The organism is Streptomyces viridochromogenes DSM 40736 (assembly GCF_000158955.1).
Taxonomy (GTDB): Bacteria; Actinomycetota; Actinomycetes; order Streptomycetales; family Streptomycetaceae; genus Streptomyces; species Streptomyces venetus.
In genome coordinates, this window is record NZ_GG657757.1 from 2,873,146 (window position 1) to 2,897,486 (window position 24,341).

The following is a 24,341-nucleotide window of genomic DNA, read 5'->3' on the forward strand; positions in this document are numbered from 1 at the left end:
AGGAAGGGACCGGCATGGTCGGTTTTCCCGATTCCGGCGAGGGGCCGGGCTGGTTCGTCATCCTTCCGGACTGTGCTTCGGCGGCCCCGGTGGCCGCCGCGCTTCGCACCCGGAACATCCAGGAGGTCGGCCACCCGTCCGGACGTCCCTGGCTGCTCGGCCGCTGGTCCCCCGGTGCCATGGCCCTCGGGGAGGCGGGCCGGACGAAGATCGTGATCGTCGGTGAACACGCCGTCACCGCCGACCGGCTCGGCCCGGCGGCGGGCCGGATCGACACGATCGCCGAGCTGGACGGTCTGACCCGTGACCTGGCCGGGAGTTCTCACCTGATCGCCTCGGTCGCCGGACGTGTGCGGGTCCAGGGAAGCATCAGCGGCTTCCGGCGGGTGTTCCACGCCAGGGTCGGCGGCGCCACCGTGGCCGCGGACCGGGCCGACGTCCTGGCCGCCCTGCTCGGCGCGGAGGTCGACGAGCAGCGGCTGGCAGTGCGCCTGCTGAACCCGTACGCGCCGCACCCGCTGGCCGGCGAGCCGGTGTGGTGTGAGGTGAACGCCCTGGGGATGGGCCGCTACCTGGCACTCGACGCGGACGGCCGGGGACGGCCCGTCGCGTGGTGGACGCCTCCCGAGCCGGTGGCGCCGATGGCCGAGGGCGCGCCGGCCTTTCGGCAGGCGCTCTCGACGGCGGTGGAGGTCCGTGTCCGGGGCCGGGACGTGGTGAGCTGCGATCTGGGCGGGCTGGACTCGACCTCGGTGTGCGCGCTGGCCGCCCGCGGCACGGCGAAGGTCGTCGCCTACACCGCCGACGGCCTCGATCCCCTGTGCGACGACGTGACCTGGGCTCGCAGGACGGTCGCGGGACTGGACGACGTCGAACACCACACCCTCGCCGGAGACCGGTTGCCGATGGTCTTCGAGGGCCTTCGGGACGTGGCCGAGCGCTTCGACGAGCCGTGCCCGGCGATGATGCATCCCAGCCGCTGTCTGGCCGTTCCACGGTTGGCCGCGGAACACGGTTCCCGCATGCACCTGACGGGCTTCGGCGGGGACGAGTTGCTCGCCGGCTCGCCTGCGCATCTGCACACGCTGATACGGAGCCACCCCCGGGTCGCGTGGCAGCGCCTGCGTGGCTTCGCCGCCCAGGGCCCCTGGCCGTACCGGGAAACGCTCCGGCAGTTGTGGGACGACAGTTCCTACCGCTCGTGGCTCACCCGGGCCGGCGACCAGCTCACCGCCGTACCGCCTCCCTTGCAGACGCCCGCGCTGGACTGGGGGACGCCACCACGGCTCCCCCCATGGACGACACCGGACGCCGTCGAAACCGTACGAGAGCTGATCCGCACTGCGGCACGTACCACCGAGCCCCTGGCGGAAGGGCGCGGACAGCACGTCGAGCTGGACGCCCTGGGGAACAACTCCCGCATGGTCCGGCAGGTGAGCCAGCTGGCCGGCCGCACCGGGCTCGTCTTCGCCGCCCCCTACTACGACGACCGCGTGATCGAGGCGGGCCTGGCGGTGCGGCCGCAGGACCGGATCACCCCCTGGCGGTACAAGCCGCTCATCGTCGAGGCGATGCGCGGCATCGTGCCCGCCGAGAGCCTGACCCGCCACACCAAGGACGAGGGTTCGTACGAGGCGGAGGCCGGGATGCGGGAGCAGCGTGCCGAGTTGCTGGCCCTGTGCGAGGACTCCCGGCTGGCCCGGGCGGGTCTGATCGACGCGAAGGTGTTGCACGAGACGTGCAGCCGGCCGCTGCCCCCGACTCTGCCGTTCGACGCGCTGTACCAGACCGTGGTGTGCGAGCTGTGGCTGCGCACGCTGGAGCTGGAGAGGGCCGATGGCATTCAAGCTGCGTGAGGGTGTGTTCACGGCCGAGACGGACTACGGAATCGCGCTCCTCGACGAGGACGGCGACCAGTACTGGACGCTCAATCCCAGCGCCGCCGTCGCCTTGCGGACCCTGCTGGACGGCGGTACCGAAGCCGAGGCCGCGCAAAGGCTCACCGAGGAGTACGCGGTGGACGTCGGCACCGCGCACCGGGACGTCCGGGAGCTGGTCGGCGAACTGCGCTCGGCGGGCCTGGGCGAAGACGACCCCGGCCGCAGGGCCCACGGCCGATGGCCGCGCGGACGCGGCCGGCGGGCGGGGAGGAAGCGGCGATGACCTCACCGGAGGTGATCTTCCACGACCCGCACTCGGTGCCCCTGCGACGCCGGATCCCGGTCCGGCTCGCCGTGGGCGCCGCGCGGTTGCTGGCCCGTCGGCGCCCCCGGCGCATCAGGGCCGTGCTGGAGTGGCTGCGCCGGGGCGCCCGTCCGGCCACCTTCGAGCAGACCCGGGCCGCCCGGGACTCCGTGGTCGCGGTCAGCCTGGCGTGCGGGGGCCGGGAAGGGTGTCTGCCCCGCTCCCTGGCCACGATCCTGCTGTGCCGCCTGCACGGCCAGTGGCCGACCTGGTGCGTAGGCACGCGGCGTCTGCCGCCCTTCGGTGCGCACGCCTGGGTGGAGGCGGAGGGGGTGCCGGTGGGAGAGAACCACCCGCCCGACTACTTCCGACCCCTCTTCACCGTGCCCTGCGCACCTGGTCCCGTCAGCCGCGAGGCCGTGATCCATGAAGCCCGAAACGACCGGTGAGACGGGCGAGCGGAGCCGGACCGCCCCACTGGACTTCCTGCGCCTGCTGCACGGCCACCGGCGGTGGGTGGCCCTCGCCGTCCTGCTGACGCTGGGGGCCTCGGCTCTGAGCCTGGCCCAGCCGCTGCTGGTCAAGCAGGTGATCGAGTCGACCTCGTCCGGCAGCGCGATCGGGCCGGCCCTGGTGCTTTTGGTCGTCCTCTTCCTCGCCCAGGCTCTGGTGCAGGGCCTCGCCCAGTTCGTCCTGGCCCGCACGGGCGAAGGGATCGTCCTGGGGATCCGGCTCGGCCTGATCAAGCACGTGCTGCGACTGCCCATGGCCGTCTACGACCGCCACCGCATCGGCGATCTGATCTCGCGCACCAGCACCGACAGCACCACCTTGCGGCTGCTCGTCGCGGAGGGCTTCACCGAAGCGATCACCGGTGCCATCGGGCTGATCGGCATCGTGGTGCTGATGATCTGGCTCGACTGGCTGATGTTCCTCGTCGTGCTGGGCATGGTGGCGATCGCCACCGTGATCGTCGTGTCGGTGCTGCACGGCATCGAGGTGGCGTCGCTCTTGACGCAGCGGGCGACGGGCGCGATGACCGCTGATCTGGAACGCGCCCTCGGCGCCATCCGCACCGTCCGGGCCAGCCGCGCCGAGCAGCGCGAGACCGACCGCATCGCGGGTGGCGCCAGATCGGCCTACGTGGGAAGCGTGCGGATGGCGAAGCTGGACGCCGTGGTGGCACCGGCGATCCAACTGGCCGTCAAGGGATCGTTCATCGTCGTCCTGCTCATCGGCGGCATGCGGGTCGCCGACCGGCAGGGGTCGATCGCCGACCTCGCCGCCTTCCTGCTCTACATGATCTACCTGGTGGAGCCGATCGGCATGCTGTTCCAGTCGCTCAGCACCATGGAGCAGGGCGTGGGGGCGTACCGCAGGGTCACGGAAGTGCTCGAACTGCCCACGGAGCAGGACGCCGTGTCAGCGGCCGGGGCTCCGGCGCGCGGCCCGGCGGATGGCGACGGCGGGCCACGAGCGCCCGCGCTGGAGTTCCGCGACGTGTGGTTCGGCTACGATCCCCGGCGCCCCGTCCTGCGCGGCGTGACCTTCGAGGCGCCGGAGCACTCCCATGTCGCCCTGATCGGCAGTTCGGGGGTCGGAAAGTCCACCGTGTTCGCGCTGATCGAGCGGTTCTACGACCCGGATCGCGGCCACATCCTCTTCGGCGGCGCTGACATACAGGAGATCGGCCGGGCCGCGCACCGGGCCCGGGTCGGTCTGGTGGAACAGCACGCCCCCGTGCTGTACGGCACGCTGCGGGAGAACCTGACCTACGCCGTCCCGGACGCCGGGCCGCAGGAGCTGGACCGGGTGGTCGAGCTGGCACACCTCACGGATCTGATCGCCCGTCTGCCGGAGGGTCTGGAGACCGACGCCGGGGAGCACGGCATGGCGCTCTCCGGCGGTGAGCGCCAGCGGATCGCGATCGCCAGGGCTCTGCTGGCCCGGCCGCGCCTTCTCCTGCTGGACGAGCCGACCGCCCATCTGGACGCGGTCAGCGAAGCGGCGCTGCGCAGATCGATGCGGGAGACCGCGCGGGAGTGCACGCTGCTCGTGATCGCGCACCGCATGTCGACCATTCGCGCCGCGGACCTGATCGTCGTCCTCGACGCCGGCCGAGTCGTCGCCACGGGCAGCCACGGGGAGCTCCTCGACAGCAGTGAGCACTACAGGTCGCTCATCCGCGCACAGCAGACAGGGGATCTCCGCGTGCCGCGCACAGCGGGCCTGAAGGGCGGAGCCGGGTGACCGAGAAGCCGACCCCTCAGAATCCCAGCTTGCGCAACTGCCTGGGATCCCGCTGCCAGTCCTTCGCGACCTTCACGTGGAGGTCCAGGAAGACCGGTGTGCCGAGCAGGGCCTCGATCTGTTTGCGGGACTTGATGCCGACCTCCTTCAGGCGCTTGCCCTTGGGGCCGATGATGATGCCCTTCTGGCTGGGGCGCTCGATGTAGACGAAGGCGTGGATGTCGAGGAGGGGCTTGTCGGCGGGGCGGTCCTCACGGGGGAGCATCTCCTCGACCACCACGGCGATGGAGTGCGGGAGCTCGTCGCGGACGCCCTCCAGGGCCGCCTCGCGGATCAGCTCGGCGATCATGACCTGCTCGGGCTCGTCGGTCAGGTCGCCCTCGGGGTAGAGCGCGGGGCCCTCGGGCAGCAGCGGGACGATCAGGTCGGCCAGCAGGTCCACCTGCTTGTCGCCGACCGCCGACACCGGGATGATCTCCGCCCACTCGAATCCCAGTTCCTTGCCGAGCTGGTCGATCGCGATGAGCTGCTCGGCGAGCATCTTGCCGTCGACCAGGTCGGTCTTCGTGACGATCGCGATCTTCGGCGTCTTCTTGATGGACGCCAGTTCCTTCGCGATGAAGCGGTCACCGGGGCCGAGCTTCTCGTTCGCCGGCAGACAGAAGCCGATCACGTCGACCTCGGCCCACGTCGTGCGCACGACGTCGTTGAGCCGCTCGCCCAGCAGCGTGCGCGGCTTGTGCAGCCCCGGGGTGTCGACCAGGATCAGCTGGGCGTCCGGGCGGTGCACGATGCCCCGCACGGTGTGCCGCGTGGTCTGCGGCTGGTTCGCCGTGATCGCCACCTTCTGGCCGACCAGAGCGTTCGTCAGGGTCGACTTGCCCGCGTTGGGGCGGCCGACGAAGCAGGCGAAGCCGGCACGGTGGACGGTCTCGCCCGACTCTTCGGATGACTGGGTACGCACGCTCATGCCGCCCATTCTCCCTGATCCACGAGACCCCTCCGCACAGCGGCCCGCACACCCCCGCCCACGTGAGCTTTCCGAAACCCTCACGCAACGAAACATCGCGGAAACACGGCCGTGCACCGCCGGAAACGCACGCCGGTGAACCTCTGGCTGGGGGCCTTCCAATGGATCTCCGCAGGAGAAGGAGCGGCGTTCGGTGCGTGTGATCGGCGTGCGGTGCGAAGGGTCATGTGGCGGAGCCACCTGGCCCTTCGCACCGTGCGGCGAGCGTGCGTGCCGGGCGTCGCGACGCTGCGGAGATCCATCGGAAGGCCCCTAGCCCCCGGAGCCCCACCCCGTTGGAGACACCGTGCCCCTGGCCGCCGCACACGCCGACACCGGCGACACCGCCTGGCTGCTCGCCGCCACCGCCCTCGTCCTGCTGATGACCCCGGGTCTCGCCCTGTTCTACGGCGGCATGGTCCGCACGAAGAGCGTCCTCAACATGCTGATGATGAGCTTCGTGTCGATCGCCCTGGTGACCGTGGTGTGGCTGGCGGCCGGCTACTCGCTCACCTTCGGCGAGGACGCCGTAGGGGGACTCATCGGCGGGCTCGACCACGTCGGCATGCGCGGCCTCGGCCCGGACAGCGTCCAGGGCACCGTCCCGACCCTCCTCTTCGCCACCTTCCAGCTCACCTTCGCGATCATCACGGCCGCCCTGGTCAGCGGCGCGGTCGCCGACCGGGCGAAGTTCGGGGCGTGGCTGGTCTTCGTGCCGGTGTGGGCGCTGCTCGTATACGTTCCGGTCGCGCACTGGGTGTGGGGCCCGGGTGGCTGGATCCTGGAGAAGCTCGGCGCTCTCGACTTCGCCGGCGGGCTGCCCGTCGAGATCGTCTCCGGCGCGTCCGGACTGGCGTTGTGCCTGGTCCTGGGCCCGCGGCTCGGTTTCAAGAAGGACGCCATGCGTCCGCACAACCTGCCCATGGTGATGCTGGGCGCCGGTCTGCTCTGGTTCGGCTGGTTCGGTTTCAACGCCGGTTCCGCCCTCGGCGCGAACGGTCTCGCGGCCGCCGCGTTCCTCAACACCCTCGCCGCGGGCTGCACCGGCCTGCTCGGCTGGCTCTTCGTCGAGCAGAAGCGCGACGGCCATCCCACGACCCTGGGCGCCGCGTCCGGCGCGGTCGCCGGTCTGGTCGCGATCACCCCGTCCTGCGGGTCCGTCTCCCTGCTCGGCGCCCTGGTCGTCGGTCTCGCCGCCGGCACGGTCTGCTCGTACGCCGTGAGCTGGAAGTTCAAGCTGAACTACGACGACTCCCTCGACGTCGTCGGCGTCCACCTGGTCGGCGGTGTCATCGGCACGCTCCTCATCGGCGTCTTCGCCGTCGACTCGATGACCGGCGGTGCCGAGGGCCTCCTGTACGGCGGCGGTCTCGCCCAGCTCGGCAAGCAGCTGCTGGCCGTGGTCGTGGTGGCGGTGTACGCGTTCGCCGTGACGTACGGCATCGGCAGGCTGATCGACGCCACGATGGGCTTCCGCGCGAGCGAGGAGCAGGAGCAGACCGGCCTGGACCTTACGGTGCACGCCGAGACCGCCTACGATCACGGGGTCCTGGGCCACGGCGCCCCGGTCTCCTCCTCCGTCGTCTCCCCCGCCCAGAAGGTCACCCCCCAGGCATGAAGCTCATCACCGCGATCGTCAAGCCGTACCGCCTCGACGAGGTCAAGAACGCCTTGCAGGAACTCGGCATCCAGGGCCTGACCGTGAGCGAGGCCAGCGGCTACGGCCGGCAGCGCGGCCACACCGAGGTGTACCGCGGCGCCGAGTACCAGGTCGACCTGGTGCCGAAGGTCCGTATCGAGGTCGTCGTCGAGGACGCGGACGCCGAGGCCGTCATCGACGCGGTCGTGAAGGCCGCGCAGACCGGCAAGATCGGTGACGGGAAGGTCTGGGCGCTGCCCGTGGACACCGTCGTCCGGGTGCGGACGGGCGAGCGCGGCCCCGACGCGCTCTGACCCCGGGACCGCCTCGCTTGGCTTTCGGGGCTCTCAGTCGAACACGAACGGGCCCGGCGACTGCGGCCCGGTCGCCGTGCAGGTGATCGTGATGCCGAAGACGGTCATCCTCAGCGAGCCGCCGAAGGCCTCCAGGCTGTCGCCGGAGGCCACGGTGCCGCTGAGGGGGCCGACCTCGACGGGGGCACCGGCGGCCATCGCCGGGTTCTCCGTGCCGGTGAAGTCGACGGTGCCGCCGCCGGACCTCACCAGGGTGAGGGTGGACGTGATCGAGTCCGCGCCGAGCGCGATCGGCGCGGTGATGGCGGAGGACTTGACGGCGACGGTGGCGGCGGTGCCGTCCTGTGTGGCGGTGAGCGTGGCCTCGCCGCTGCCGAAGGCGCCGCAGTCCGCGCTGATCGTCGCCGTCTGGGGGGTGACGGCGAGGGCTGCCGGTGCGAAGGCGAGCCCGGTGGCCGCGAGGGCCCCGGCCGCCAGTGCCGCACCTGCTCCGATTCGCTTGCATCTCATGGGATTCCGGCTCCCTTTTCGTGGTGGGGGGACCGCTCGGCAGGTGAGTGCGGGCACGCTGCGCGAGAGCCGAACCTGACGGTCCGTCGGAATTGACGGTTCCATTGATGCGCGTGGGACAGGTGGCGGCAAGGTTTGAATCTGGCCTAATTACCGCCGGTTACAGCGAAGTTCGGCCAGGACCAACCAGCCCGTCCGGCGTTCGAGGACGAGGCCGTCCAGGCCCGTGGGGGTCTGGGGGCGCAGCCCCCAGGTCCTCAGCCCGCAGGTCCTCAGCCCCCAGGTCCTCAGCCCGCAGAGACCCTCAGCCGGACCACCCCGTCGACCCCGGCCACGAGCACCGGCGTCTCCGCACCACCGAGATCCCGCACCGCCGCCCGATCCTCCGCGGACGCGGTCTCCGCCTCCGTCACGAGAGCCGCCGCCTCCAGCGACCCGGCGCCGGACGCCACCGCCATGGCCACCGCCGTCTGAAGGGCGCTGAGTTTCAGGGAGTCGAGGGCCACGGTCACCGCGACATAGGTGCGTCCGGTCTCGTCCCGTACGGCCGCCCCCTCGGGCACGCCGTTGCGGGCCCGGGCGGAACGGGCCAGGGTGACGATCTTGCGGTCCTCGGGGTCGAGCGCGCTGCTGTCGGTCATGATCCGAGCATACGTAAGGGTCACGGACGGTCGAGGCGGAGGCGGTCCGCTCGCGGGAGGCCCGCGACGACGAGGTCGTAGGAGTCCTCGATGAGCTCCCTGACCAGCTGGTCCGGCAGCTCGCCGTCGGCCGTGACGGTGTTCCAGTGACGCTTGTTCATGTGCCAGCCCGGGACGATGAGCCCCTCGTGCTCGCGGCGCAGCCGGATCGCGTCGTCCGGGTCGCACTTGAGGTTGACCTTCAGGGGCCGCTCGTCGAGGTGCGACAGCGCGAAGAGCTTGCCCCGCACCTTGAAGACCGAGATCTCCGGGCGGAACGGGAAGTCCTCCGTCGCCGCGTTGAAGGACAGGCAGAACGCGCGCAGTTCCTGGGGAGTCACTCCGGCTTCTCCTCCTCCGCGGGGTCCGCCGGGGGCACCGGCTCCGCGAGCACCGTCACGATCTTGTTGCGGCGGCCCGCCGCGGCCTCCGCGGTCAGCCGCAGTTCGCGGCCGTCGGGGAGGGCGACGACGGACGACGCCCCGGCGATGGGCACGCGGCCCAGCGCCTTCGCCAGCAGCCCGCCGACCGTCTCGACGTCCTCGTCGTCGAACTCCTCCAGGCCGTACAGCTCGCCCAGGTCGCCGATGTCGAGGCGGGCCGTGACCCGGTAGCGGTCCTTTCCGAGGTCCTCCACCGGCGGCAGTTCGCGGTCGTACTCGTCGGTGATCTCGCCGACGATCTCCTCGAGGATGTCCTCGATGGTGACGATGCCGGCGGTGCCGCCGTACTCGTCGATGACGACGGCGACGTGGTTGCGTTCCTTCTGCATCTCGCGCAGCAGGTCGCCGGCGTTCTTGGTGTCGGGCACGAAGAACGCCGGGCGCATGGCCGTGGACACCTGCTCGGACTCGGCCTCGCGGCTGATGTGCGTCTTGCGGACCAGGTCCTTCAGATACACGATCCCGACGATGTCGTCCTCGCTCTCGCCGGTCACGGGGATGCGGGAGAAACCGGAGCGCAGGGCGAGGGTGAGGGCCTGGCGGATGGTCTTGAAGCGCTCGATGACGACCAGGTCCGTGCGCGGGACCATCACCTCCCGGACGAGGGTGTCGCCCAGTTCGAAGACCGAGTGCACCATGCGGCGCTCCTCGTCCTCGATGAGGGACTCCTTCTCGGCCAGGTCGACCAGCGCCCGCAGCTCCGCCTCGGAGGCGAACGGGCCGCGCCGGAAGCCCTTGCCGGGGGTGAGCGCGTTACCGATGAGGATCAGCAGCGACGGGATCGGGCCCATGACCCGGGCCAGCGGCACGAGGACGTACGCCGAGACCGTCGCCGTGTTCAGCGGGTGCTGGCGGCCGATGGTGCGCGGGGAGACCCCGACGGCGACGTAGGACACCAGGACCATGACCGCGATGGCGACCAGCAGCGCCTCGGTGGTGCCGTCGAACGTCTTCAGGCAGCCGTAGGTGATCAGCGCGGCTGCGGCCATCTCGCAGGCGACGCGGACCAGCAACGCCACGTTGAGGTAGCGGGTCGGGTCGGCGGCGACCTGGGCGAGCTTGGCGCTGCCGCGGCGGCCGGAGCGCACGGCCTCCTCGGCGCGGAAGCTGGAGACGCGTGCGAGGCCCGCCTCCGCACAGGCGGCGAGCCAGGCCACGACGACCAGGGCGATGGCACCCAGGGCGAGTTGTGGACTCATCGGCGGCGCTACGAGACCGTCGGCGCCGGGGAGGGGCCGGTCAGGCCCCGCTCCGCACGCCAGCCGTCCACGATGGCCGCCTGGAGGCCGAACATCTCGGCCTTCTCGTCCGGCTCCTCGTGGTCGTAGCCCAGCAGGTGCAGCACGCCATGGACGGTGAGCAACTGGAGCTCCTCGTCCATGGAGTGCTGCGTCTCCGCTTCCTGACCCTGCTTCTGGGCGACCTCGGGACACAGCACGATGTCGCCGAGCAGCCCCTGCGGCGGCTCGTCGTCGTCCTTGGACGGCGGCCGCAGCTCGTCCATCGGGAAGGACATGACATCCGTCGGGCCCGGCAGGTCCATCCACTGGATGTGGAGCTGCTCCATGGCGTCGGCGTCCACGACGATCACCGAGAGCTCGGAGAGCGGGTGGATGCGCATCCGCGCGAGTGCGTAGCGGGCGATGTCGAGGATCGCCTGCTCGTCGACCTCGGTGCCGGACTCGTTGTTGACGTCGATCGACATGGTGTTGTGCTTGTCTACTTCCCCTTGTGCACGGACTTGCCGCGGCTCTTGTTCCCGCCGTTCTGGGTGCCGTGCGTGGTGTCGTACTTCTCGTACGCGTCGACGATACGGCCCACCAGCTTGTGCCGGACCACGTCGTGGGACGAAAGCCGGGAGAAGTGGACGTCCTCGACGCCTTCCAGGATGTCCTGCACCTGCCGCAGACCCGACTTCTGCCCGTTGGGCAGGTCCACCTGGGTCACGTCACCCGTGATCACGATCTTCGAGTCGAAGCCGAGGCGGGTGAGGAACATCTTCATCTGCTCGGGGCTCGTGTTCTGGGCCTCGTCCAGGATGATGAAGGCGTCATTGAGCGTCCTACCACGCATGTACGCCAGCGGCGCGACCTCGATGGTGCCCGCCGCCATCAGCCGCGGGATGGAGTCCGGGTCGAGCATGTCGTGCAGCGCGTCGTAGAGCGGGCGCAGGTAGGGGTCGATCTTCTCGTAGAGCGTGCCCGGGAGGAATCCGAGCCGCTCTCCCGCCTCGACCGCGGGGCGGGTCAGGATGATGCGGTTGACCTGCTTGGACTGCAGGGCCTGCACCGCCTTGGCCATCGCCAGGTACGTCTTGCCGGTGCCGGCGGGGCCGATGCCGAAGACCACCGTGTGCTTGTCGATCGCGTCCACGTAGCGCTTCTGATTGAGCGTCTTGGGGCGGATCGTGCGGCCTCGCGAGGACAGGATGTTCTGCGTGAGCACCTGGGCCGGGGTCTCCTGGCCGTCGCTCTCCCCGTTCTCGCTCGCCTTCAGCATGGCGATCGAGCGTTCCACTGCGTCCTCCGTCATCGGCTGCCCGGTGCGGAGCACCAGCATCATCTCGTCGAACACGCGCGAAATGAGGGCGACGTCCTTCGGGTCGCCTACCGCGCTGATCTCGTTGCCCCGGACGTGGATGTCGGCCGCCGGGAAGGCCTTCTCGATCACGCGCAGGAGGGAGTCGCCGGATCCCAGCACGGTCACCATGGGGTGCTGGGCGGGGACCGTGAACTGCGCTCTCGCCTGCTCCTGCGCGGGGGTGTGAGCTGTCGATGATTGAGTCATGGGCCGGCGCTTAAGGCCTGCGGATCCTCCTCTTCACGGCCGCGTAGCTGAGGGCGGCCTCGCGGTTCCCAGGGTACGACGGGGGACTGACAACGCCGTAGGGGTTTTGGAGGAGTGATTCGCGTGGTGGGTGGGCACAGGCCGGGGGTCAGGGGGCCGGAGGACCCTGGCCTGCCAGGGGGTCACGCCGAGCGCCGGAACCCGATCGTGGGAACCGCCCTCCGCAACGGCCAGGGCCTCACCAACTCCTCCGACACGAGCCCCGCGAGGAACCCGTACCTCCGCAACGCCGCCTGCGACTGCCCCTCCACCGACTGCACTCTGCGCCACCACGCCGCGATCTCCGACCACCCCGGCGCCGACAACGACCCCCCGAACTCCTGCACCGACAGCGCCGCCGTCAGACCGGCGAAGGCCAGCCGGTCCGCCAGCGGCCAGTCCGCCAGCGTCCCGGCCACGAACCCGGCGACGAACACGTCCCCGGCGCCCGTCGGGTCGAGCGCCTCGACCGCGATGGCCGGCACCTCGGCCGTCTCCCCCGTGCGCCGGTCCACCGCGTACGCTCCGTCCGCCCCGAGGGTCACCACGGCGACCGGCACGTACTCGGTCAGCGCGTGCGCGGCGGCCCGCGGGCAGTCCGCCCCCGTGTACCGCATGGCCTCCTCCGCGTTCGGCAGGAACGCCTCGCAGTGCCGCAGGTCGGGCAGGCCCGCCAGGTCCCACGCGCCGGTGTCGTCCCAGCCGACGTCGCCGAAGACACGGGTGCCCTTGCCCGCCGCCTGGGCGATCCAGGGCGCGCTGACGCCGGGCGCGAGGGAGGCGACGGCGGCACGGGCGCGGGGCGGGCACTCGGGGGCCGGTTCCTCCGGGGGCGGCTCGTGGCCGTGCGAGACCATCGTGCGCTCCCCCTCGTACGCCATGGAGACGGTCACCGGGGAGTGCCAGCCGGGCACCGTGCGCGACAGGGAGAGGTCGATGCCCTCGCCGTGCTCCAGGGCGTCCCAGCAGTAGTCGCCGTAGTGGTCGTCGCCGAAGGCCGCCGCGAGGGACGTGCGCAGGCCGAGGCGGGCCAGCGCGGTCGCCATGTTGGCGACGCCGCCGGGACTCGACCCCATCCCGCGGGCCCAGGACTCGGTCCCGCGCACCGGGGCGGAGTCGAGCCCGGTGAAGATGATGTCGAGGAAGACGGTGCCGGTGAGATAGACGTCCCAGGGCGGGTCGTCCGGGGCTCGCAGCGCTGCGAGGGGATCGACCTGCGACGGGCGGTGCGATCCCTTTCTCGGGCCCTTTCCGGCCGGGGCGGTGGACGCGGTCACGATGCGCTCCCTGACGTGGTGCGGATCAGCCCAGTCTGCACCACACCACCGACAACGTGACGCCGGTCACGCATGCACCGGCGTCACCAGCGCGGCATCGAGGGCGTCACCCACTCGGGATCGGCGACCCGCATCGCCGCCGCGTCGTCGCGGTCCCGCAGCGCACCGTCGTCGTCCAGCCACCGTTGGTGCAGCTCGGCCAGCCGGTCGCGGTCGAGCTCCACACCGAGCCCGGGCGCGTCGGACACGATCACCTTGCCGCCCTCGAAGGTGAGCCGTTCGGTGAGCACGTCCTCCGACTGCCAGGGGTAGTGGGAGTCGCAGGCGTGGTGCAGGTCCGGGACGGTGGCCGCCACGTGGGTCATCGCGGCGAGCGAGATGCCCAGGTGGGTGTTGGAGTGCATCGACACACCGACGCCGAAGGTGCGGCAGACGGCGGCGAGCTGCTGGGTGTTGCGCAGCCCGCCCCAGTAGTGGTGGTCGGAGAGCACGACCTGGACGGCGTTCCTGGTGAACGCCTCCTTGATCTCGGCGAAGGTCGTCACGCACATGTTGGTCGCCAGCGGGACCCCGGTCCGCTCGGCGACCTCGGCCATGCCGGGGGTGCCGAGGGTCGGGTCCTCCAGGTACTCCAGGACGTCCCCGAGCTCCCGCGCCACCTTCAGCGAGGTCTCCACGGACCAGGCGCCGTTGGGGTCCAGCCGCAGCGGACGCCCCGGGAACGCCTCGGCCAGCGCCTTGATCGCCGCGATCTCCTCCTCGGGCGGGAAGACACCGCCCTTGAGCTTGAAGGACGTGAACCCGTACCGCTCGGTGAACCGCCGGGCCTGTTCCACCACCCCGGCCGGGTCGACGGCGGCCCCCCAGTCGTCCTTCTCGCAGGCGACGCCCTCCGGGTGGTCGGCCCACTTGTAGAACAGGTACGCGCTGTACTCGACGGCGTCGCGCACCTTGCCGCCGAGCAGCGCGTGCACGGGCAGTCCGAGGGCCTTGCCGAGGGCGTCGAGGCAGGCGACCTCGAAGCCGGAGACGACGGACAGCCGCAGCTTGTCGGCGGTCTGGACCCCGCGCAGCCCGCCGACGTCGACGGCGTTCTCGACCCGGGAGGCGTCCACCGCGACCTGGTCCGCGACCGTGAACAGCCCGCCCAGGTCGCTGACCCGCCGTCCCTTCAGCCGCTCGGCGAAGGGCCGGGCCAGCTCCAGGTACTTGGTGTCGCCGTAGGTCTCCCCCACGCCCGTGACCCCGTCCGCGGTGACGACCTCGACGATCAGCCGGGGCGTGTACGGCTGGTGCACGCCCTGGGTGTTCAGCAGCGGCGGGTCGGCGACCAGGATCGGCGTCAGCCGGACGTCGGTGACGGTGAGGTTCACAGGGCTGCTCCTACGAGGTCGAGTCCGGCGGTGAGGAGGGCGGTGAGGGCGGCCAGGTCGGCGGGCGAGGGGTCGGTGAGCGGGGCGCGTACCGGTCCGACCCGGTGGCCGCGCAGCCGGGCCGCCGCCTTCACCAGCGACACGGCGTACCCGGGGACGCGGTCGCGCAGTTCGACGAGCGGGACGTAGAAGCCGCGCAGCAGTGTGTCGACGGTGCCGTGGTCGTCGTCGCGCAGGGCGGCGAAGAAGGCGTCGGCGATCTCGGGGGCGAAGGCGTGCACGGCGGAGGAGTAGGCGGGGACGCCGACGGTGGCGTAGGCGCGGGCCTGGATCTCGGCGGTGGCGGCGCCGTTGAAGAACAGGAAGTCCTCGGGCGCGGCGAGCGTGAGGCGCTGAAGGCGGTCGAGGTCGCTGTGGCCGTCCTTGAGGCCGATGACGCCGGGCAGGGCGGCGATGCGCACGAGCGAGGCGGCGGTGAAGGCGACCTGGCCGCGCTGGTAGGCGATCAGGGGCAGCCGGGTGCGGGCGGCGATCTGCTCCAGCTGGGCGACCAGCCCGTCCTGCGGGGCGGCGACGAGGTAGTGGGGCAGCACGAGGAGCGCGTCGGCTCCGGCGTCCTCGGCGATGCGCGCGAACCGGGCGGCCTGCGCCCAGCCGTATCCGATCCCGGCCACGACCGGTACGCGGCCCGCGGCCTCCTCGACGGCGACGGTGACGACCTGCCGGTACTCGTCCTCGTCGAGCGAGAAGAACTCGCCGGTGCCGCAGGCCGGGAAGACCGCGCCGGGCGAGGCGGCGAGCCGGTCCGCGACGTAGGCGCGGAAGCCGTCCGGGTCGAGGGTGCCGTCGTCGCGGAAGCTGGTCAGCGGGAACGACAGCACGCCGCCGGCCATGCCCTCCCGCAGCCGGTGCGCGACCGCACCCGGTCCAGCGCTCACGGTCATCTCCCGCTCATCTCCTCATGTAGACGCCATCTACGTATGAGAATGCTGCTTGGATACGCGAACGTCAACCGTCCGCGGCGGCCGGATTACCATCGGCGCATGTCAGACACAGGGGGCGTTCGCGAGGTGAAGTCCGCGGCCCGCACGGTCGAGCTGCTGGAACTCCTGGCGGCGCGCGGGGACCGCCCCGCGCGGCTGCAGGAGCTCGCCGACGAACTCGGCGTGCCGCGCAGCTCGATGTACGCGCTGCTCCAGACTCTCGTCTCGCGCGGCTGGGTCCGCACCGACATCACCGGCTCCCTGTACGGCATCGGCATCCACGCCCTGCTCACCGGCACGAGCTACCTGGACTCCGACCCGCGGGTCCGGGCCGTGCGGCCGTATCTCGACGAGGCGTCCGAGGCGCTCGGCGAGACGATTCACATGGGCCGGCTGGACGGCAGGGACGTGGCCTATCTGGCGACGCGGGAGTCGCACGAGTACCTGCGCACGATCAGCCGGGTGGGCCGGCGGCTGCCCGCGCACGCCGGAGCCCTGGGCAAGGCCCTGCTGGCGGAGCGCCCGGACGAGGAGCTGCCCGAGGGGCCGTACGCGGCGCTGACCCCGAACTCGCACACGAGCCGGCAGTCCCTGGCGGCCGACCTCGCCGGCGTCCGGGCCCGCGGCCACTCCGTGGACCGGGAGGAGGGCGTGACGGGCATCGTCGGCTTCGGGTTCGCCCTGCGCTACGACACCCCGGCACAGGACGCGATCAGCTGCTCGGTGCCGGTGGCCCGGCTCACGCCGGAGCACGAGGAGCGGATCATCGCCGTGATGCGGGAGGTCCGGGCGAAGGCCGAGGCGACGGTCCCGGCGGGCGGCGGAACGGTGCACTGGCGGTAGCGGGAGAGGCCTGAAACACCGCTCGAAAGGCCCGCGTTTACCCGGGGTTCAGCACCCCAAACGCAACGTGCTTCACATCACACTCCCTGGGTTCTCGTCCCCGACTACTTGCTTGATACAAATTGTTTGCGCGTTCCTGTCCGTCGACGGTCGTCGCCCCCTCCCCCTTTCTTCCGCTCCTTTCGCATGCCCTGGGAACGCCCGTGTTCGCCCCCCGCACCACCCCCTGGCCCCTCGTCGCCCTTTTCACGGCCGGGTACCTCGCTCCGTATCTGCTGCCGACCACCGTCGGCCGACTCGATTCGGGCCTTCCGCTCTCCACCACTCAGGCCGGTGCCGTCGGCAGTGCGCTGCTGCTGAGTTCGGCGACCGCCGGATTCGTCCTGGCCTCGCGCGTCGAACGGGTCGGGGCCCGCACCCTCGCCCGGCTCGGTCTCGCCCTGGCCCTGCTCGGCTACGGCGCCGCCGCGGTGACGACGGCCGTCCCGGCCGTCGTCACCGGCGCGATCGTCGGCGGGTTCGGCTCCGGCACGGCCACCACCGTCGCCGCCACCCTGATAGCCGCCCAGCGGGATCCGCACCGGGCCTCCACCGCCGAGGTTGCTCAGCGTCTCCGCCCTCGCGGGCGCCGTGTATCTGACGTTCCCGCACGTCGGCCCGGGGCACGGCTGGCCGCTGGCCGCGATCGCCCTCACGGCCCTGGCCGTCTGGCCGCTGACCGGCCGGCTCCCCGTCGGGGCCCCCGCCGCACCCACCCGGCACGACAGGGCCAGGCTGCCGCACGCCCGTTCCGGGCTGCTGCTGGCCGCCGCCATGCTGTGCTGGTCGCTCGCCCAGAACTCCCTGTGGGGCGTGAGCGGACAGATAGGCCTGGTCCAGGCCGGCCTCGGCGAGGCCACCGTCGGTGCCGTCTTCGCCGTGGCCCTGGTCGCCGGGCTGACCGGTGTCCTCGCGGCGGGCGCACTCGGGGCGCGGCTGGGACGTGCCGTGCCGATCGGGGCGGGCACCGTCCTGATCGCCGGCTGCATCGTGCTCAGCGCCTCCGCGACCGACCTGACGAGCTTCGCGACCGGCGAGATCGCCTGGAACACGCTGTACCCGGTGGTGCTGTCGTACCTGATCGGCCTCGCCGCCTCGCTGGACCCGCGCGGCCGCTGGGCGGTGCTGGTCGGCTCGGCGTCCTCGCTGGGCACGGCCGTCGGGCCGCTGACCGGCAGTGTGCTGTCGGCGCAGGCCGGGTTCCCGGTCATGGGCGCGATCCTGGCCGCCGGTCTGCTGGTCATCGCCCTGCCGATGACCGCCGTCGCCCTGCACACCGGCGGGCGTCCGCTGCTGCCCGGCGCGATCCGCCGCCGCGGCGGTCACCCGGCCGCCCTGGTCGCCGCCGCCACGGGCACCCCCACCGGCGCCGTCCCCGAGATCGGCGCCCCGGAACAGCCGGTGGTGGAGATCCCGGTGGAGACCCCTGCCGTCCCCGCCCAGCGTGCCTATGACAAGGCGGGGTCGGAGGTCTTCTAGGCCCTAGGTGAAGGTGTACGCCTCCACCTCGGCGAGATACCGCGCCCGCAGCTCCTCGTCGTCCTCCAGGAAGGAGGCGAGGAAGGAGTTGCGGGCCAGCTCGCGCAGCCGGTCCTCGGTCAGGCCGAGGGTCTCGCGCACGGCGTCGAAGTTGTCGCCGGCGTATCCGCCGAAGTAGGCCGGGTCGTCCGAGTTCACCGTGCACATCAGTCCGGCGTCCAGCATCGCGGGCAGCGGGTGGTCTGCGAGGGTGTCGACCGTGCGCAGCCGGACGTTCGACAGGGGGCACAGGGTCAGCGGCACCCGGTCGCGCACCAGCCGCTCCACCAGCGCCGGGTCCTCCACACAGCGCAGCCCGTGGTCGACCCGCTCCACGCCGAGGACGTCCAGCGCCTCGACGATGTACTCCGGCGGCCCCTCCTCACCGGCGTGCGCGACCCTGCGCAGCCCGAGCGCGGCGGCGGCCTCGTACACCTCGCGGAACTTCACCGGCGGGTGCCCGACCTCGGCCGAGTCGAGGCCGACGCCGGTGATCCGGTCCAGGTACGGCTTGGCCGCCTCCAGCGTGGCCAGGGCAGACGCGGCGGACTCGTCGCGCAGGAAGCACAGGATCAGCCGGGTCGAGACGCCGTGGTTCGCCTCACTGTTCCCCAGCGCGCGCCACAGCCCCTCGACGACCGTGCCGAGCTCCAGTCCACGACTGGTGTGGGCCTGCGGGTCGAAGAAGATCTCCGCGTGCCGCACGCCCTGCGCGGCGGCACGTTCGAGGTAGGCGTTCGCGAGGTCCTCGAAGTCCCGCTCGGTGCGCAGGACGGCCATGAGCTCGTAGTACAGGTTCAGGAAGGACTGAAGGTCCTCGAAGCGGTACGCCTCGCGCAACTCGTCCGTGGACGCGTACGGCAGCGTGACACCGCCCCGCGCGGCGAGCTCGAAGGCGAGTTCCGGTTCCAGGGTGCCTTCGATGTGAAGGTGCAGTTCGGCTTTGGGGAGGGACATCAATTCATCGTACGGCCGTTTCACCGACGCTTCGGTACCGGCACTCTCAGCAGATCATGCGCCACGGTGAGCTCGCCCTCATACCCGGCGGCCCGGGCCTGCCGCTCGAACTCGTCCGGGTCGGTGTAGCGCTGGCTGAAGTGGGTCAGCACGAGGTGCCGCACCCCGCCGTCTCGCGCCACCCGACCTGCCTGACCTGCCGTCAGGTGACCGTGTTCGACGGCGAGTTCCTCGTCCTCGTCGAGGAACGTCGACTCGATGACGAGCATGTCGCAGCCCTCGGCGAGCGCGTACACGCCGTCGCACAGGCGGGTGTCCATGACGAACGCGAACCGCTGCCCGCGCCGTGCCTCGCTGACGTCGTCGAGCGAGACGGCGCCGAGGGAGCCCTCGCGCTGGATCCGGCCGACGTCCGGGCCCTTGATGCCGTGCGCGGCGAGCCGCTCGGGCAGCATGCGGCGGCCGTCGGGCTCGATGATCCGGTAGCCGTACGACTCCACCGGGTGCGACAGCTTCCGGGCCTCCAGCGTGTAGACGTCCGTGCGGGCGAGGGGCGCGTCGGCGGCGACCGGGGCCTGGGTGATGTCGACGGTCTCGCGGTAGGCGGTGGCGTACCGGAGCCGGTCGAAGAAGCGCTGCCCGGAGCGGGGGTAGTGGGCGGTGATCTCGTGCGGGACCTTGTCGAGGTTGATGCGCTGGATCACGCCGGCGAGGCCGAGGCAGTGGTCGCCGTGGAAGTGCGTGACGCAGATCCGGTTGAGGTCGTGCGCGGCCACCCCGGCGCGCAGCATCTGGCGCTGCGTGCCCTCGCCGGGGTCGAACAGGATGCCCTCGCCGTCCCAGCGGAGCAGGTAGCCGTTGTGGTTGCGGTGCCGGGTCGGGACCTGGCTGGCGGTGCCGAGCACCACGAGTTCACGTACGGACAACGCGGATTACCCCGGGGGCCATTCGAGGCCGCGGCCGCCGAGCACGTGGGCGTGCACGTGCCACACGGTCTGCCCGGCGCCGCTGCCCGTGTTGAAGACGAGGCGGAAGCTGTCCAGCTTGTCCTCGTCCGCGACGGCCTGGGCCTCGCGCAGCACGTCGGCGGTGAGGGCCGGGTCGGCGGTGGCGAGGGCGGCGGCGTTCTCGTGGTGCGCCTTGGGGATGACCAGGACGTGGGTGGGGGCCTGGGGGTTGATGTCGCGGAACGCGACGGTGGTGTCTGTTTCGCGGACGATGGTCGCCGGGATGGTGCCTGCGACGATCTTGCAGAACAGGCAGTCGTCCTGGGGTTCCCCTGCCATTTTTCCTCCGGGGGTTGGCCGAATATGGTCCGACTCGGGCATCGTATCGTCGTCGGGTGCGGGGGCATTTGGGCTGGTCGCGCCCACGCGGCGGAGCCGCACATCGATGCGGCCCCCGCGCCCCTAAGAAGTCGGCAGTGCCGGGGGCGTCTTTGCGGGACTGGTCTCCAGGCTCTCCAGTGCCAGTCGGATGGCCTCGTCCAGTTGGGCGTCCCTGCCTGCCGCGTAGTCCTGGGGGCGCTGGACCACCTCCACGTCCGGGTCCACGCCGTGGTTCTCCACTCCCCATTCGTAGCCCTCCAGCCAGAAGGCGTACTTGGGCTGGGTGACGAGGGTGCCGTCGACGAGGCGGTAGCGGCTGTCGATGCCGATGACTCCGCCCCAGGTGCGGGTGCCGACGACCGGGCCGAGACCCAGGGCCTTGATCGCGGCGTTGACGATGTCGCCGTCGGAGCCGGAGAACTCGTTGGCGACGGCGACGACGGGGCCGCGGGGGGCGTCCTCGGGGTAGCTGTAGGCGCGCATCCCGCGGGGGACGGCCCAGCCGACGACACGGCGGGCGAGTTTCTCGACGACCAGCTGGGAGGTGTGGCCGCCGCGGTTCTCGCGGACGTCGACGACCAGGCCCTCGCGGGCCACCTCCACGCGCAGGTCGCGGTGGATCTGGGCCCAGCCGGGCGCCTGCATGTCCGGGACGTGCAGGTAGCCGAGCCGGCCGCCGGACTTCTCGTGGACGTAGGCACGCCGGTCGGTGACCCAGGCGTGGTAGCGCAGCGGTTCCTCGTCCGCGACCGGGACGACGACGGCGTGCCGCGGGTCGCCGCCGCCGGACGGGGAGATCGTCAGCTCGACCGGCTTGCCCGCCGTGCCGATCAGCAGCGGGCCGGGGCCGGTCACCGGGTCGACCGGCTGTCCGGCGACCGCGAGGATCGCGTCCCCGGGGCGTACCGCGACGCCGGGCGCGGCCAGCGGACTGCGGGCGTCCGGGTCGGAGGTCTCGGAGGGCAGGATGCGGTCGACGCGCCAACTGCCGTCCTCGTGCCGGGAGATGTCGGCGCCGAGCAGGCCCTGGCGGGGGCCGCCGCCGAAGCCGCCGCGCGGGGTGACGTAGGCGTGCGAGGTGCCGAGTTCGCCCTGTACCTCCCACAGCAGGTCGACGAGGTCGTCGTGGGTGGCGCACCGGTCCACGACCGGGCGGTAGCGGTCGAGGACGCCGGCCCAGTCGACGCCGCTCATGTCGGGCCGCCAGAAGTGGTCGCGCATGATGCGGCCGTTCTCGTCGAACATCTGCCGCCACTCGGCGGCCGGGTCGATGAACTGGCGTACGCGGCTGAGGTCGACGGTGATGTTGCTGTCGCTGTCGTCGTCGTTCGAGGCGCGCCGGTCGCTGGGCACGACCTTCAGCCGCCCGTCGGTCCACAGCAGGACCCGCTTGCCGTCGCCGCTGACCTCGAAGTGGTCGGCGTCGACGGCGAGATGCTCGACGCGCTGCTGGGCGAGGTCGTACCGCTCCAGCTCGGACTTGGGGTCGGGGTCGTCCGGGGTGGCCCGGGACGCGCCGAGCACACCGGCGACCGGGTGGCGCAGCCACAGGACGCCGTCCTTCGCGGCGCGCAGGTTGGAGTAGCGGGCGGCCTCCACCGGGAACGGCACGATGCGGTCGGCGAGCCCCTCCAGGTCGATGCGGGTGGTGGGGGTGCCCTCGCTGTCCGGGGTCTCCTCCCGGTCGGGCGTCTCGAAGGACCGGCCGTGCCGCTGCGGCCCGAACGGGGAGGGGGTGGTGGCCGCGAGGGTGATGAGGTGCGGCCGGGCGCCCTCCACGAAGGCCAGGTCGAAGACGTGCTCGTCGTAGACCGGGTCGAAGGAGCGGGTCGACAGGAACGCGAGGTGCTTGCCGTCCACGGTGAACTGCCGGCGCGTAGTCCTGGAAGCGCAGCGGGGTCGCCTCGGTGACCGACAGGTCGGTGGTGTTGGCGAGCTTCAGCTGGCACAGGGGCCGCGGGCCGGGGTGGGACCAGGCGAGCCAGGACGAGTCGGGCGAGAAGACCAGCCCGGACACGTCTCCGTCCTCGCTGCGGTCCAGCTCCCGCACCTCGCCCGTCTCGCGCTCGACGAGCAGCAGACGGCCGTCGTGGGAGGCCACGGCCGCGCGGCTGCCGTCGGGCGCCATGGCGAGGTCCAGCACCCGGCCGAGCTGCCCGGCGGCGAGCCGGCGCGGCGTCGCCCCCGGGGTGAGGCCGGTGGCGGGCGCGAACTCCAGGGCGTCGTCGCCCTCGGCGTCCGTCACCCACACCACCCACTCCTCGCCGTCCGCACGGAAGGTGCGCGGCAGCCGGGCCCGCACCCCGGGTGTCGCGGCGAGCGCGCGGGCCGGGCCGGAGCGGTGCGTGACCCAGTGGACGGAGCCGCGTACGGAGACGGCGCTGCCGCGCGCGGTGTGGTCGGGGGACGCCGACCCGAACCACCGGGAGGCGTTCACCGGGAACGGCTGAAGGTCGACGCGCTGCCCGCCGAGCCGTACGTCGAGCCGGCGCGGCTCGGCACCGTCCAGGTCGTCGAGCACCCACAGCTCACCGGCGCTGGCGTAGACGACACGGGTGCCGTCGCCGGCGGCGTGCCGGGCGTAGAAACCGCCGAGCGGGGTGTGCCTGCGCAGGTCGGATCCGTCGGCGAGGGAGGAGTACAGCGCGCCGGTGCCCTCGTGGTCGGAGAGGAACGCGATCTTCTCGCCCACCCACACCGGGTATTCGATGTTCCCGTCCAGCTCCTCGTGGAGCCGTACGAACTCGCCGTCGCCCTCCCGGTCGATCCACAGCTTGCCGGCCGTGCCGCCGCGGTACCGCTTCCACCAGGCGGCCTCGCGGCCCATCGGCGCGGACAGGAGCACGGGGTGCGGCCCCTGGGCGACGTCACCGACGGGCCCGTACGGCAAGGTGGTGGCCGGGCCGCCGTCGAGCGGGACGGCACGCGCCCAGGTGCGGCGCAGGCTCGCCTGGCCCTGCGTGCTGATCACCAGGACCTCGCCGTCGGGGGTCCAGCCGCACACCCGGGTCTTCGCACTGCCCCAGTACGTCAGCCGCTTGGCGGGGCCGCCGTCGACCGGGGCGATGTGCACCTCGGGGGCGCCGTCGCGGGTGGAGGTCCAGGCGACGGTGGTGCCGTCGGGCGAGATGCGGGGCTGGGTCACCGGCACGTTGTCGGCGCTGACCCGCCAGGCCCGGCCGCCGTCGAGCGGCGCGAGCCACACGTCGTCCTCGGCGGTGAAGGCGACCAGGTCGCCGTGCACGTGGGGGAACCGGAGGTATGCAGGCGATGTCACCTGATCACCCTATGCAAGGACGGCGTCGTGCGGACAGGGTTCGGATCACTTGCCCTCGACAGGACGGCAGTCCGGGTACCGGTCGCACCAGATGGTCTGGGTGACGGTCACCGTGACGGTGGGGCCGGGCTGCCCGTTCGTGGGCCCTCCGCCCACGGGCGGGGGACTGGTGCTGTCGCAGTCGCCGAGCCCGTCGACCTCGAACCACACCTTGCCGTCCACCTTGGCGGTGATGTTCCCGCGCACGCAGGCACCGTCCACGGCGTGGGTCACCTCGCCGTCGACGGTGATGTCCTTGCCGTCCTCCGTCTCGCCCTTGCAGTCCACGGTGGCGACGGTCTTCTGACTGGCGGAGGGCGACGACTTCGCGCTCGTGCCGCCCTTGCCGTAGGAGGCGGTGCAGCTGAGCCAACGCACGCCCGCCTTCTGGCGGTTGAGCTCCTTGGTGACGGTCTCGTCGGTGGTGTACGCGACGGAGGCGGAGCTGATCGCGCCGGGTTCGCAGGCGACCGCGCCGCCCACGGCGACGACCGCGAACGTCGCCGCCACGACCATCCGCCGACCGCGTGTGCCCTTCCGGATCCTCCACGAAGCCCCCATGGAGGGCAGCCTGCCACCGTCGGGGGCGGTGCGGTAGGGCGCAAAGGCGTCAGGTGCGCAGCAGCAGCCACTCCTGGAGCTCCACCAAGTTGCCCTCGGGGTCCTTGAGATGGGCCACGCGCATGCGGTCCGTCATCGGGGCCGGGCCGTGCAGGATCCTGGCGCCGCGCAGGGTGATCTCCTCGCAGTAGGCGTTCAGGGCGTCCACGCGCAGGACCACCAGGGAGCGGTGGCCGGCCGCCTCGTCACCCAGTTCGCCGAGGACGCCGGCCATCATCGACCGCCGGCGGG

The 24,341-nt window shown here is 71.9% G+C and carries 21 protein-coding genes and 3 pseudogenes; 8 read left to right on the top strand and 16 right to left on the bottom strand.

The genetic code is table 11. From position 1 onward, the window contains the following. Positions 1-14: 14 nt before the first annotated feature. The 4 genes from SSQG_RS12560 to SSQG_RS12575 are packed head-to-tail and all read left to right on the top strand — an operon-like array spanning position 15 to position 4,434. Positions 15-1,856 carry a lasso peptide isopeptide bond-forming cyclase gene (locus tag SSQG_RS12560; protein ID WP_003990135.1) on the top strand — a complete coding sequence of 614 codons (1,842 nt, stop codon included), beginning with the start codon at positions 15-17 and terminating at the stop codon, positions 1,854-1,856. Then, entirely contained in the window at positions 1,837-2,163 is a 327-nt protein-coding gene (locus SSQG_RS12565) for a lasso peptide biosynthesis PqqD family chaperone (protein ID WP_003990136.1), read from the top strand. Before SSQG_RS12560 ends, SSQG_RS12565 begins: the two co-directional genes overlap by 20 nt. Next, positions 2,160-2,633, top strand: a complete 474-nt coding sequence (locus tag SSQG_RS12570) for a lasso peptide biosynthesis B2 protein (RefSeq protein ID WP_003990137.1) — start codon at positions 2,160-2,162, stop codon at positions 2,631-2,633. Before SSQG_RS12565 ends, SSQG_RS12570 begins: the two co-directional genes overlap by 4 nt. Then, positions 2,611-4,434 (top strand): ABC transporter ATP-binding protein, encoded by a 1,824-nt coding sequence (locus SSQG_RS12575; RefSeq protein ID WP_003990138.1) that lies wholly within the window; start codon positions 2,611-2,613, stop codon positions 4,432-4,434. The genes SSQG_RS12570 and SSQG_RS12575 overlap by 23 nt, the downstream gene beginning before the upstream one ends. 16 nt (positions 4,435-4,450) lie before the next feature. Here SSQG_RS12575 and era read toward each other — a convergent pair whose 3' ends face one another. Next, positions 4,451-5,413, bottom strand: a complete 963-nt coding sequence (gene era / locus SSQG_RS12580) for a GTPase Era (RefSeq protein WP_003990139.1) — start codon at positions 5,411-5,413, stop codon at positions 4,451-4,453. Positions 5,414-5,750: 337 nt separating this feature from the next. On the opposite strand from era, the gene SSQG_RS12585 reads away from it, so the two are divergent. Continuing rightward, positions 5,751-7,061 (top strand): ammonium transporter, encoded by a 1,311-nt coding sequence (locus tag SSQG_RS12585; protein WP_003990140.1) that lies wholly within the window; start codon positions 5,751-5,753, stop codon positions 7,059-7,061. Then, the gene (locus tag SSQG_RS12590) at positions 7,058-7,396 is read left to right on the top strand and encodes a P-II family nitrogen regulator (RefSeq protein WP_003990141.1); all 339 of its coding nucleotides are present in this window, start codon (positions 7,058-7,060) and stop codon (positions 7,394-7,396) included. Before SSQG_RS12585 ends, SSQG_RS12590 begins: the two co-directional genes overlap by 4 nt. Before the next feature lie 33 nt (positions 7,397-7,429). On the opposite strand, the gene SSQG_RS12595 is transcribed toward SSQG_RS12590, so the two are convergent. The 9 genes from SSQG_RS12595 to SSQG_RS12635 all read right to left on the bottom strand — a co-directional run bounded on the left by SSQG_RS12595 (position 7,430) and on the right by SSQG_RS12635 (position 15,449). Continuing rightward, entirely contained in the window at positions 7,430-7,906 is a 477-nt protein-coding gene (locus tag SSQG_RS12595) for a hypothetical protein (protein ID WP_003990142.1), read from the bottom strand. A gap of 287 nt (positions 7,907-8,193) precedes the next feature. Further along, positions 8,194-8,547 carry a cytidine deaminase gene (locus SSQG_RS12600; RefSeq protein WP_039932513.1) on the bottom strand — a complete coding sequence of 118 codons (354 nt, stop codon included), beginning with the start codon at positions 8,545-8,547 and terminating at the stop codon, positions 8,194-8,196. A 20-nt stretch (positions 8,548-8,567) separates the two neighbouring features. Then, the gene (locus tag SSQG_RS12605) at positions 8,568-8,927 is read right to left on the bottom strand and encodes an MmcQ/YjbR family DNA-binding protein (protein ID WP_003990144.1); all 360 of its coding nucleotides are present in this window, start codon (positions 8,925-8,927) and stop codon (positions 8,568-8,570) included. After that, on the bottom strand, positions 8,924-10,228 hold the full coding sequence (locus tag SSQG_RS12610) for a hemolysin family protein (protein WP_003990145.1): 1,305 nt from the start codon (positions 10,226-10,228) through the stop codon (positions 8,924-8,926). Before SSQG_RS12610 ends, SSQG_RS12605 begins: the two co-directional genes overlap by 4 nt. Positions 10,229-10,236: 8 nt before the next feature. Continuing rightward, positions 10,237-10,734: an rRNA maturation RNase YbeY gene (gene ybeY, locus SSQG_RS12615; RefSeq protein WP_003990146.1), complete on the bottom strand. Its 498-nt coding sequence runs from the start codon at positions 10,732-10,734 to the stop codon at positions 10,237-10,239. Positions 10,735-10,748: 14 nt separating this feature from the next. Continuing rightward, the gene (locus SSQG_RS12620; RefSeq protein ID WP_003990147.1) at positions 10,749-11,816 is read right to left on the bottom strand and encodes a PhoH family protein; all 1,068 of its coding nucleotides are present in this window, start codon (positions 11,814-11,816) and stop codon (positions 10,749-10,751) included. Between the two features lie 182 nt (positions 11,817-11,998). Further along, positions 11,999-13,132, bottom strand: coding sequence for a carbohydrate kinase family protein (locus SSQG_RS12625; protein ID WP_003990148.1), 1,134 nt, complete (start codon positions 13,130-13,132; stop codon positions 11,999-12,001). A gap of 83 nt (positions 13,133-13,215) precedes the next feature. Then, complete coding sequence (locus tag SSQG_RS12630; protein WP_003990149.1) at positions 13,216-14,505, bottom strand: glucarate dehydratase family protein; 1,290 nt, start codon at positions 14,503-14,505, stop codon at positions 13,216-13,218. Next, positions 14,502-15,449 (bottom strand): 5-dehydro-4-deoxyglucarate dehydratase, encoded by a 948-nt coding sequence (locus SSQG_RS12635; protein ID WP_003990150.1) that lies wholly within the window; start codon positions 15,447-15,449, stop codon positions 14,502-14,504. Before SSQG_RS12635 ends, SSQG_RS12630 begins: the two co-directional genes overlap by 4 nt. A 99-nt stretch (positions 15,450-15,548) precedes the next feature. On the opposite strand from SSQG_RS12635, the gene SSQG_RS12640 reads away from it, so the two are divergent. Beyond that, positions 15,549-16,331, top strand: a complete 783-nt coding sequence (locus SSQG_RS12640; RefSeq protein ID WP_003990151.1) for an IclR family transcriptional regulator — start codon at positions 15,549-15,551, stop codon at positions 16,329-16,331. 203 nt (positions 16,332-16,534) lie between these two features. Continuing rightward, a pseudogene (locus tag SSQG_RS12645) lies at positions 16,535-17,849 on the top strand (MFS transporter). A 3-nt stretch (positions 17,850-17,852) separates the two neighbouring features. Here the strand turns inward: SSQG_RS12645 and SSQG_RS12650 are convergent. From SSQG_RS12650 to SSQG_RS12675, 6 genes and pseudogenes are all read right to left on the bottom strand, one after another. Further along, positions 17,853-18,845, bottom strand: a complete 993-nt coding sequence (locus SSQG_RS12650; protein WP_039932515.1) for an adenosine deaminase — start codon at positions 18,843-18,845, stop codon at positions 17,853-17,855. Between the two features lie 20 nt (positions 18,846-18,865). Continuing rightward, positions 18,866-19,771: a ribonuclease Z gene (locus SSQG_RS12655; protein ID WP_003990154.1), complete on the bottom strand. Its 906-nt coding sequence runs from the start codon at positions 19,769-19,771 to the stop codon at positions 18,866-18,868. 6 nt (positions 19,772-19,777) lie between these two features. After that, positions 19,778-20,131, bottom strand: a complete 354-nt coding sequence (locus SSQG_RS12660; protein WP_003990155.1) for a histidine triad nucleotide-binding protein — start codon at positions 20,129-20,131, stop codon at positions 19,778-19,780. A gap of 123 nt (positions 20,132-20,254) precedes the next feature. Then, positions 20,255-23,405 (bottom strand): annotated as a pseudogene (locus SSQG_RS12665) (S41 family peptidase). Between the two features lie 90 nt (positions 23,406-23,495). Next, positions 23,496-24,050: a hypothetical protein gene (locus SSQG_RS12670; protein ID WP_052310269.1), complete on the bottom strand. Its 555-nt coding sequence runs from the start codon at positions 24,048-24,050 to the stop codon at positions 23,496-23,498. A gap of 49 nt (positions 24,051-24,099) precedes the next feature. Beyond that, positions 24,100-24,333: pseudogene (locus SSQG_RS12675) on the bottom strand (VOC family protein); the annotation flags it as partial. Positions 24,334-24,341 lie beyond the last annotated feature (8 nt).

Bases quoted from the DNA above. Each gene is read 5' to 3' on its own strand.
- SSQG_RS12620 (WP_003990147.1), bottom strand. From the start codon at position 11,816: ATGACTCAATCATCGACAGCTCACACCCCCGCGCAGGAGCAGGCGAGA.
- SSQG_RS12570 (WP_003990137.1), top strand. From the start codon at position 2,160: ATGACCTCACCGGAGGTGATCTTCCACGACCCGCACTCGGTGCCCCTG.
- SSQG_RS12575 (WP_003990138.1), top strand. From the start codon at position 2,611: ATGAAGCCCGAAACGACCGGTGAGACGGGCGAGCGGAGCCGGACCGCC.
- SSQG_RS12670 (WP_052310269.1), bottom strand. From the start codon at position 24,050: ATGGGGGCTTCGTGGAGGATCCGGAAGGGCACACGCGGTCGGCGGATG.
- SSQG_RS12565 (WP_003990136.1), top strand. From the start codon at position 1,837: ATGGCATTCAAGCTGCGTGAGGGTGTGTTCACGGCCGAGACGGACTAC.
- SSQG_RS12640 (WP_003990151.1), top strand. From the start codon at position 15,549: ATGTCAGACACAGGGGGCGTTCGCGAGGTGAAGTCCGCGGCCCGCACG.
- ybeY (WP_003990146.1), bottom strand. From the start codon at position 10,734: ATGTCGATCGACGTCAACAACGAGTCCGGCACCGAGGTCGACGAGCAG.
- SSQG_RS12590 (WP_003990141.1), top strand. From the start codon at position 7,058: ATGAAGCTCATCACCGCGATCGTCAAGCCGTACCGCCTCGACGAGGTC.
- SSQG_RS12610 (WP_003990145.1), bottom strand. From the start codon at position 10,228: ATGAGTCCACAACTCGCCCTGGGTGCCATCGCCCTGGTCGTCGTGGCC.
- SSQG_RS12635 (WP_003990150.1), bottom strand. From the start codon at position 15,449: ATGACCGTGAGCGCTGGACCGGGTGCGGTCGCGCACCGGCTGCGGGAG.
- SSQG_RS12600 (WP_039932513.1), bottom strand. From the start codon at position 8,547: ATGACCGACAGCAGCGCGCTCGACCCCGAGGACCGCAAGATCGTCACC.
- era (WP_003990139.1), bottom strand. From the start codon at position 5,413: ATGGGCGGCATGAGCGTGCGTACCCAGTCATCCGAAGAGTCGGGCGAG.
- SSQG_RS12595 (WP_003990142.1), bottom strand. From the start codon at position 7,906: ATGAGATGCAAGCGAATCGGAGCAGGTGCGGCACTGGCGGCCGGGGCC.
- SSQG_RS12660 (WP_003990155.1), bottom strand. From the start codon at position 20,131: ATGGCAGGGGAACCCCAGGACGACTGCCTGTTCTGCAAGATCGTCGCA.
- SSQG_RS12650 (WP_039932515.1), bottom strand. From the start codon at position 18,845: ATGTCCCTCCCCAAAGCCGAACTGCACCTTCACATCGAAGGCACCCTG.
- SSQG_RS12560 (WP_003990135.1), top strand. From the start codon at position 15: ATGGTCGGTTTTCCCGATTCCGGCGAGGGGCCGGGCTGGTTCGTCATC.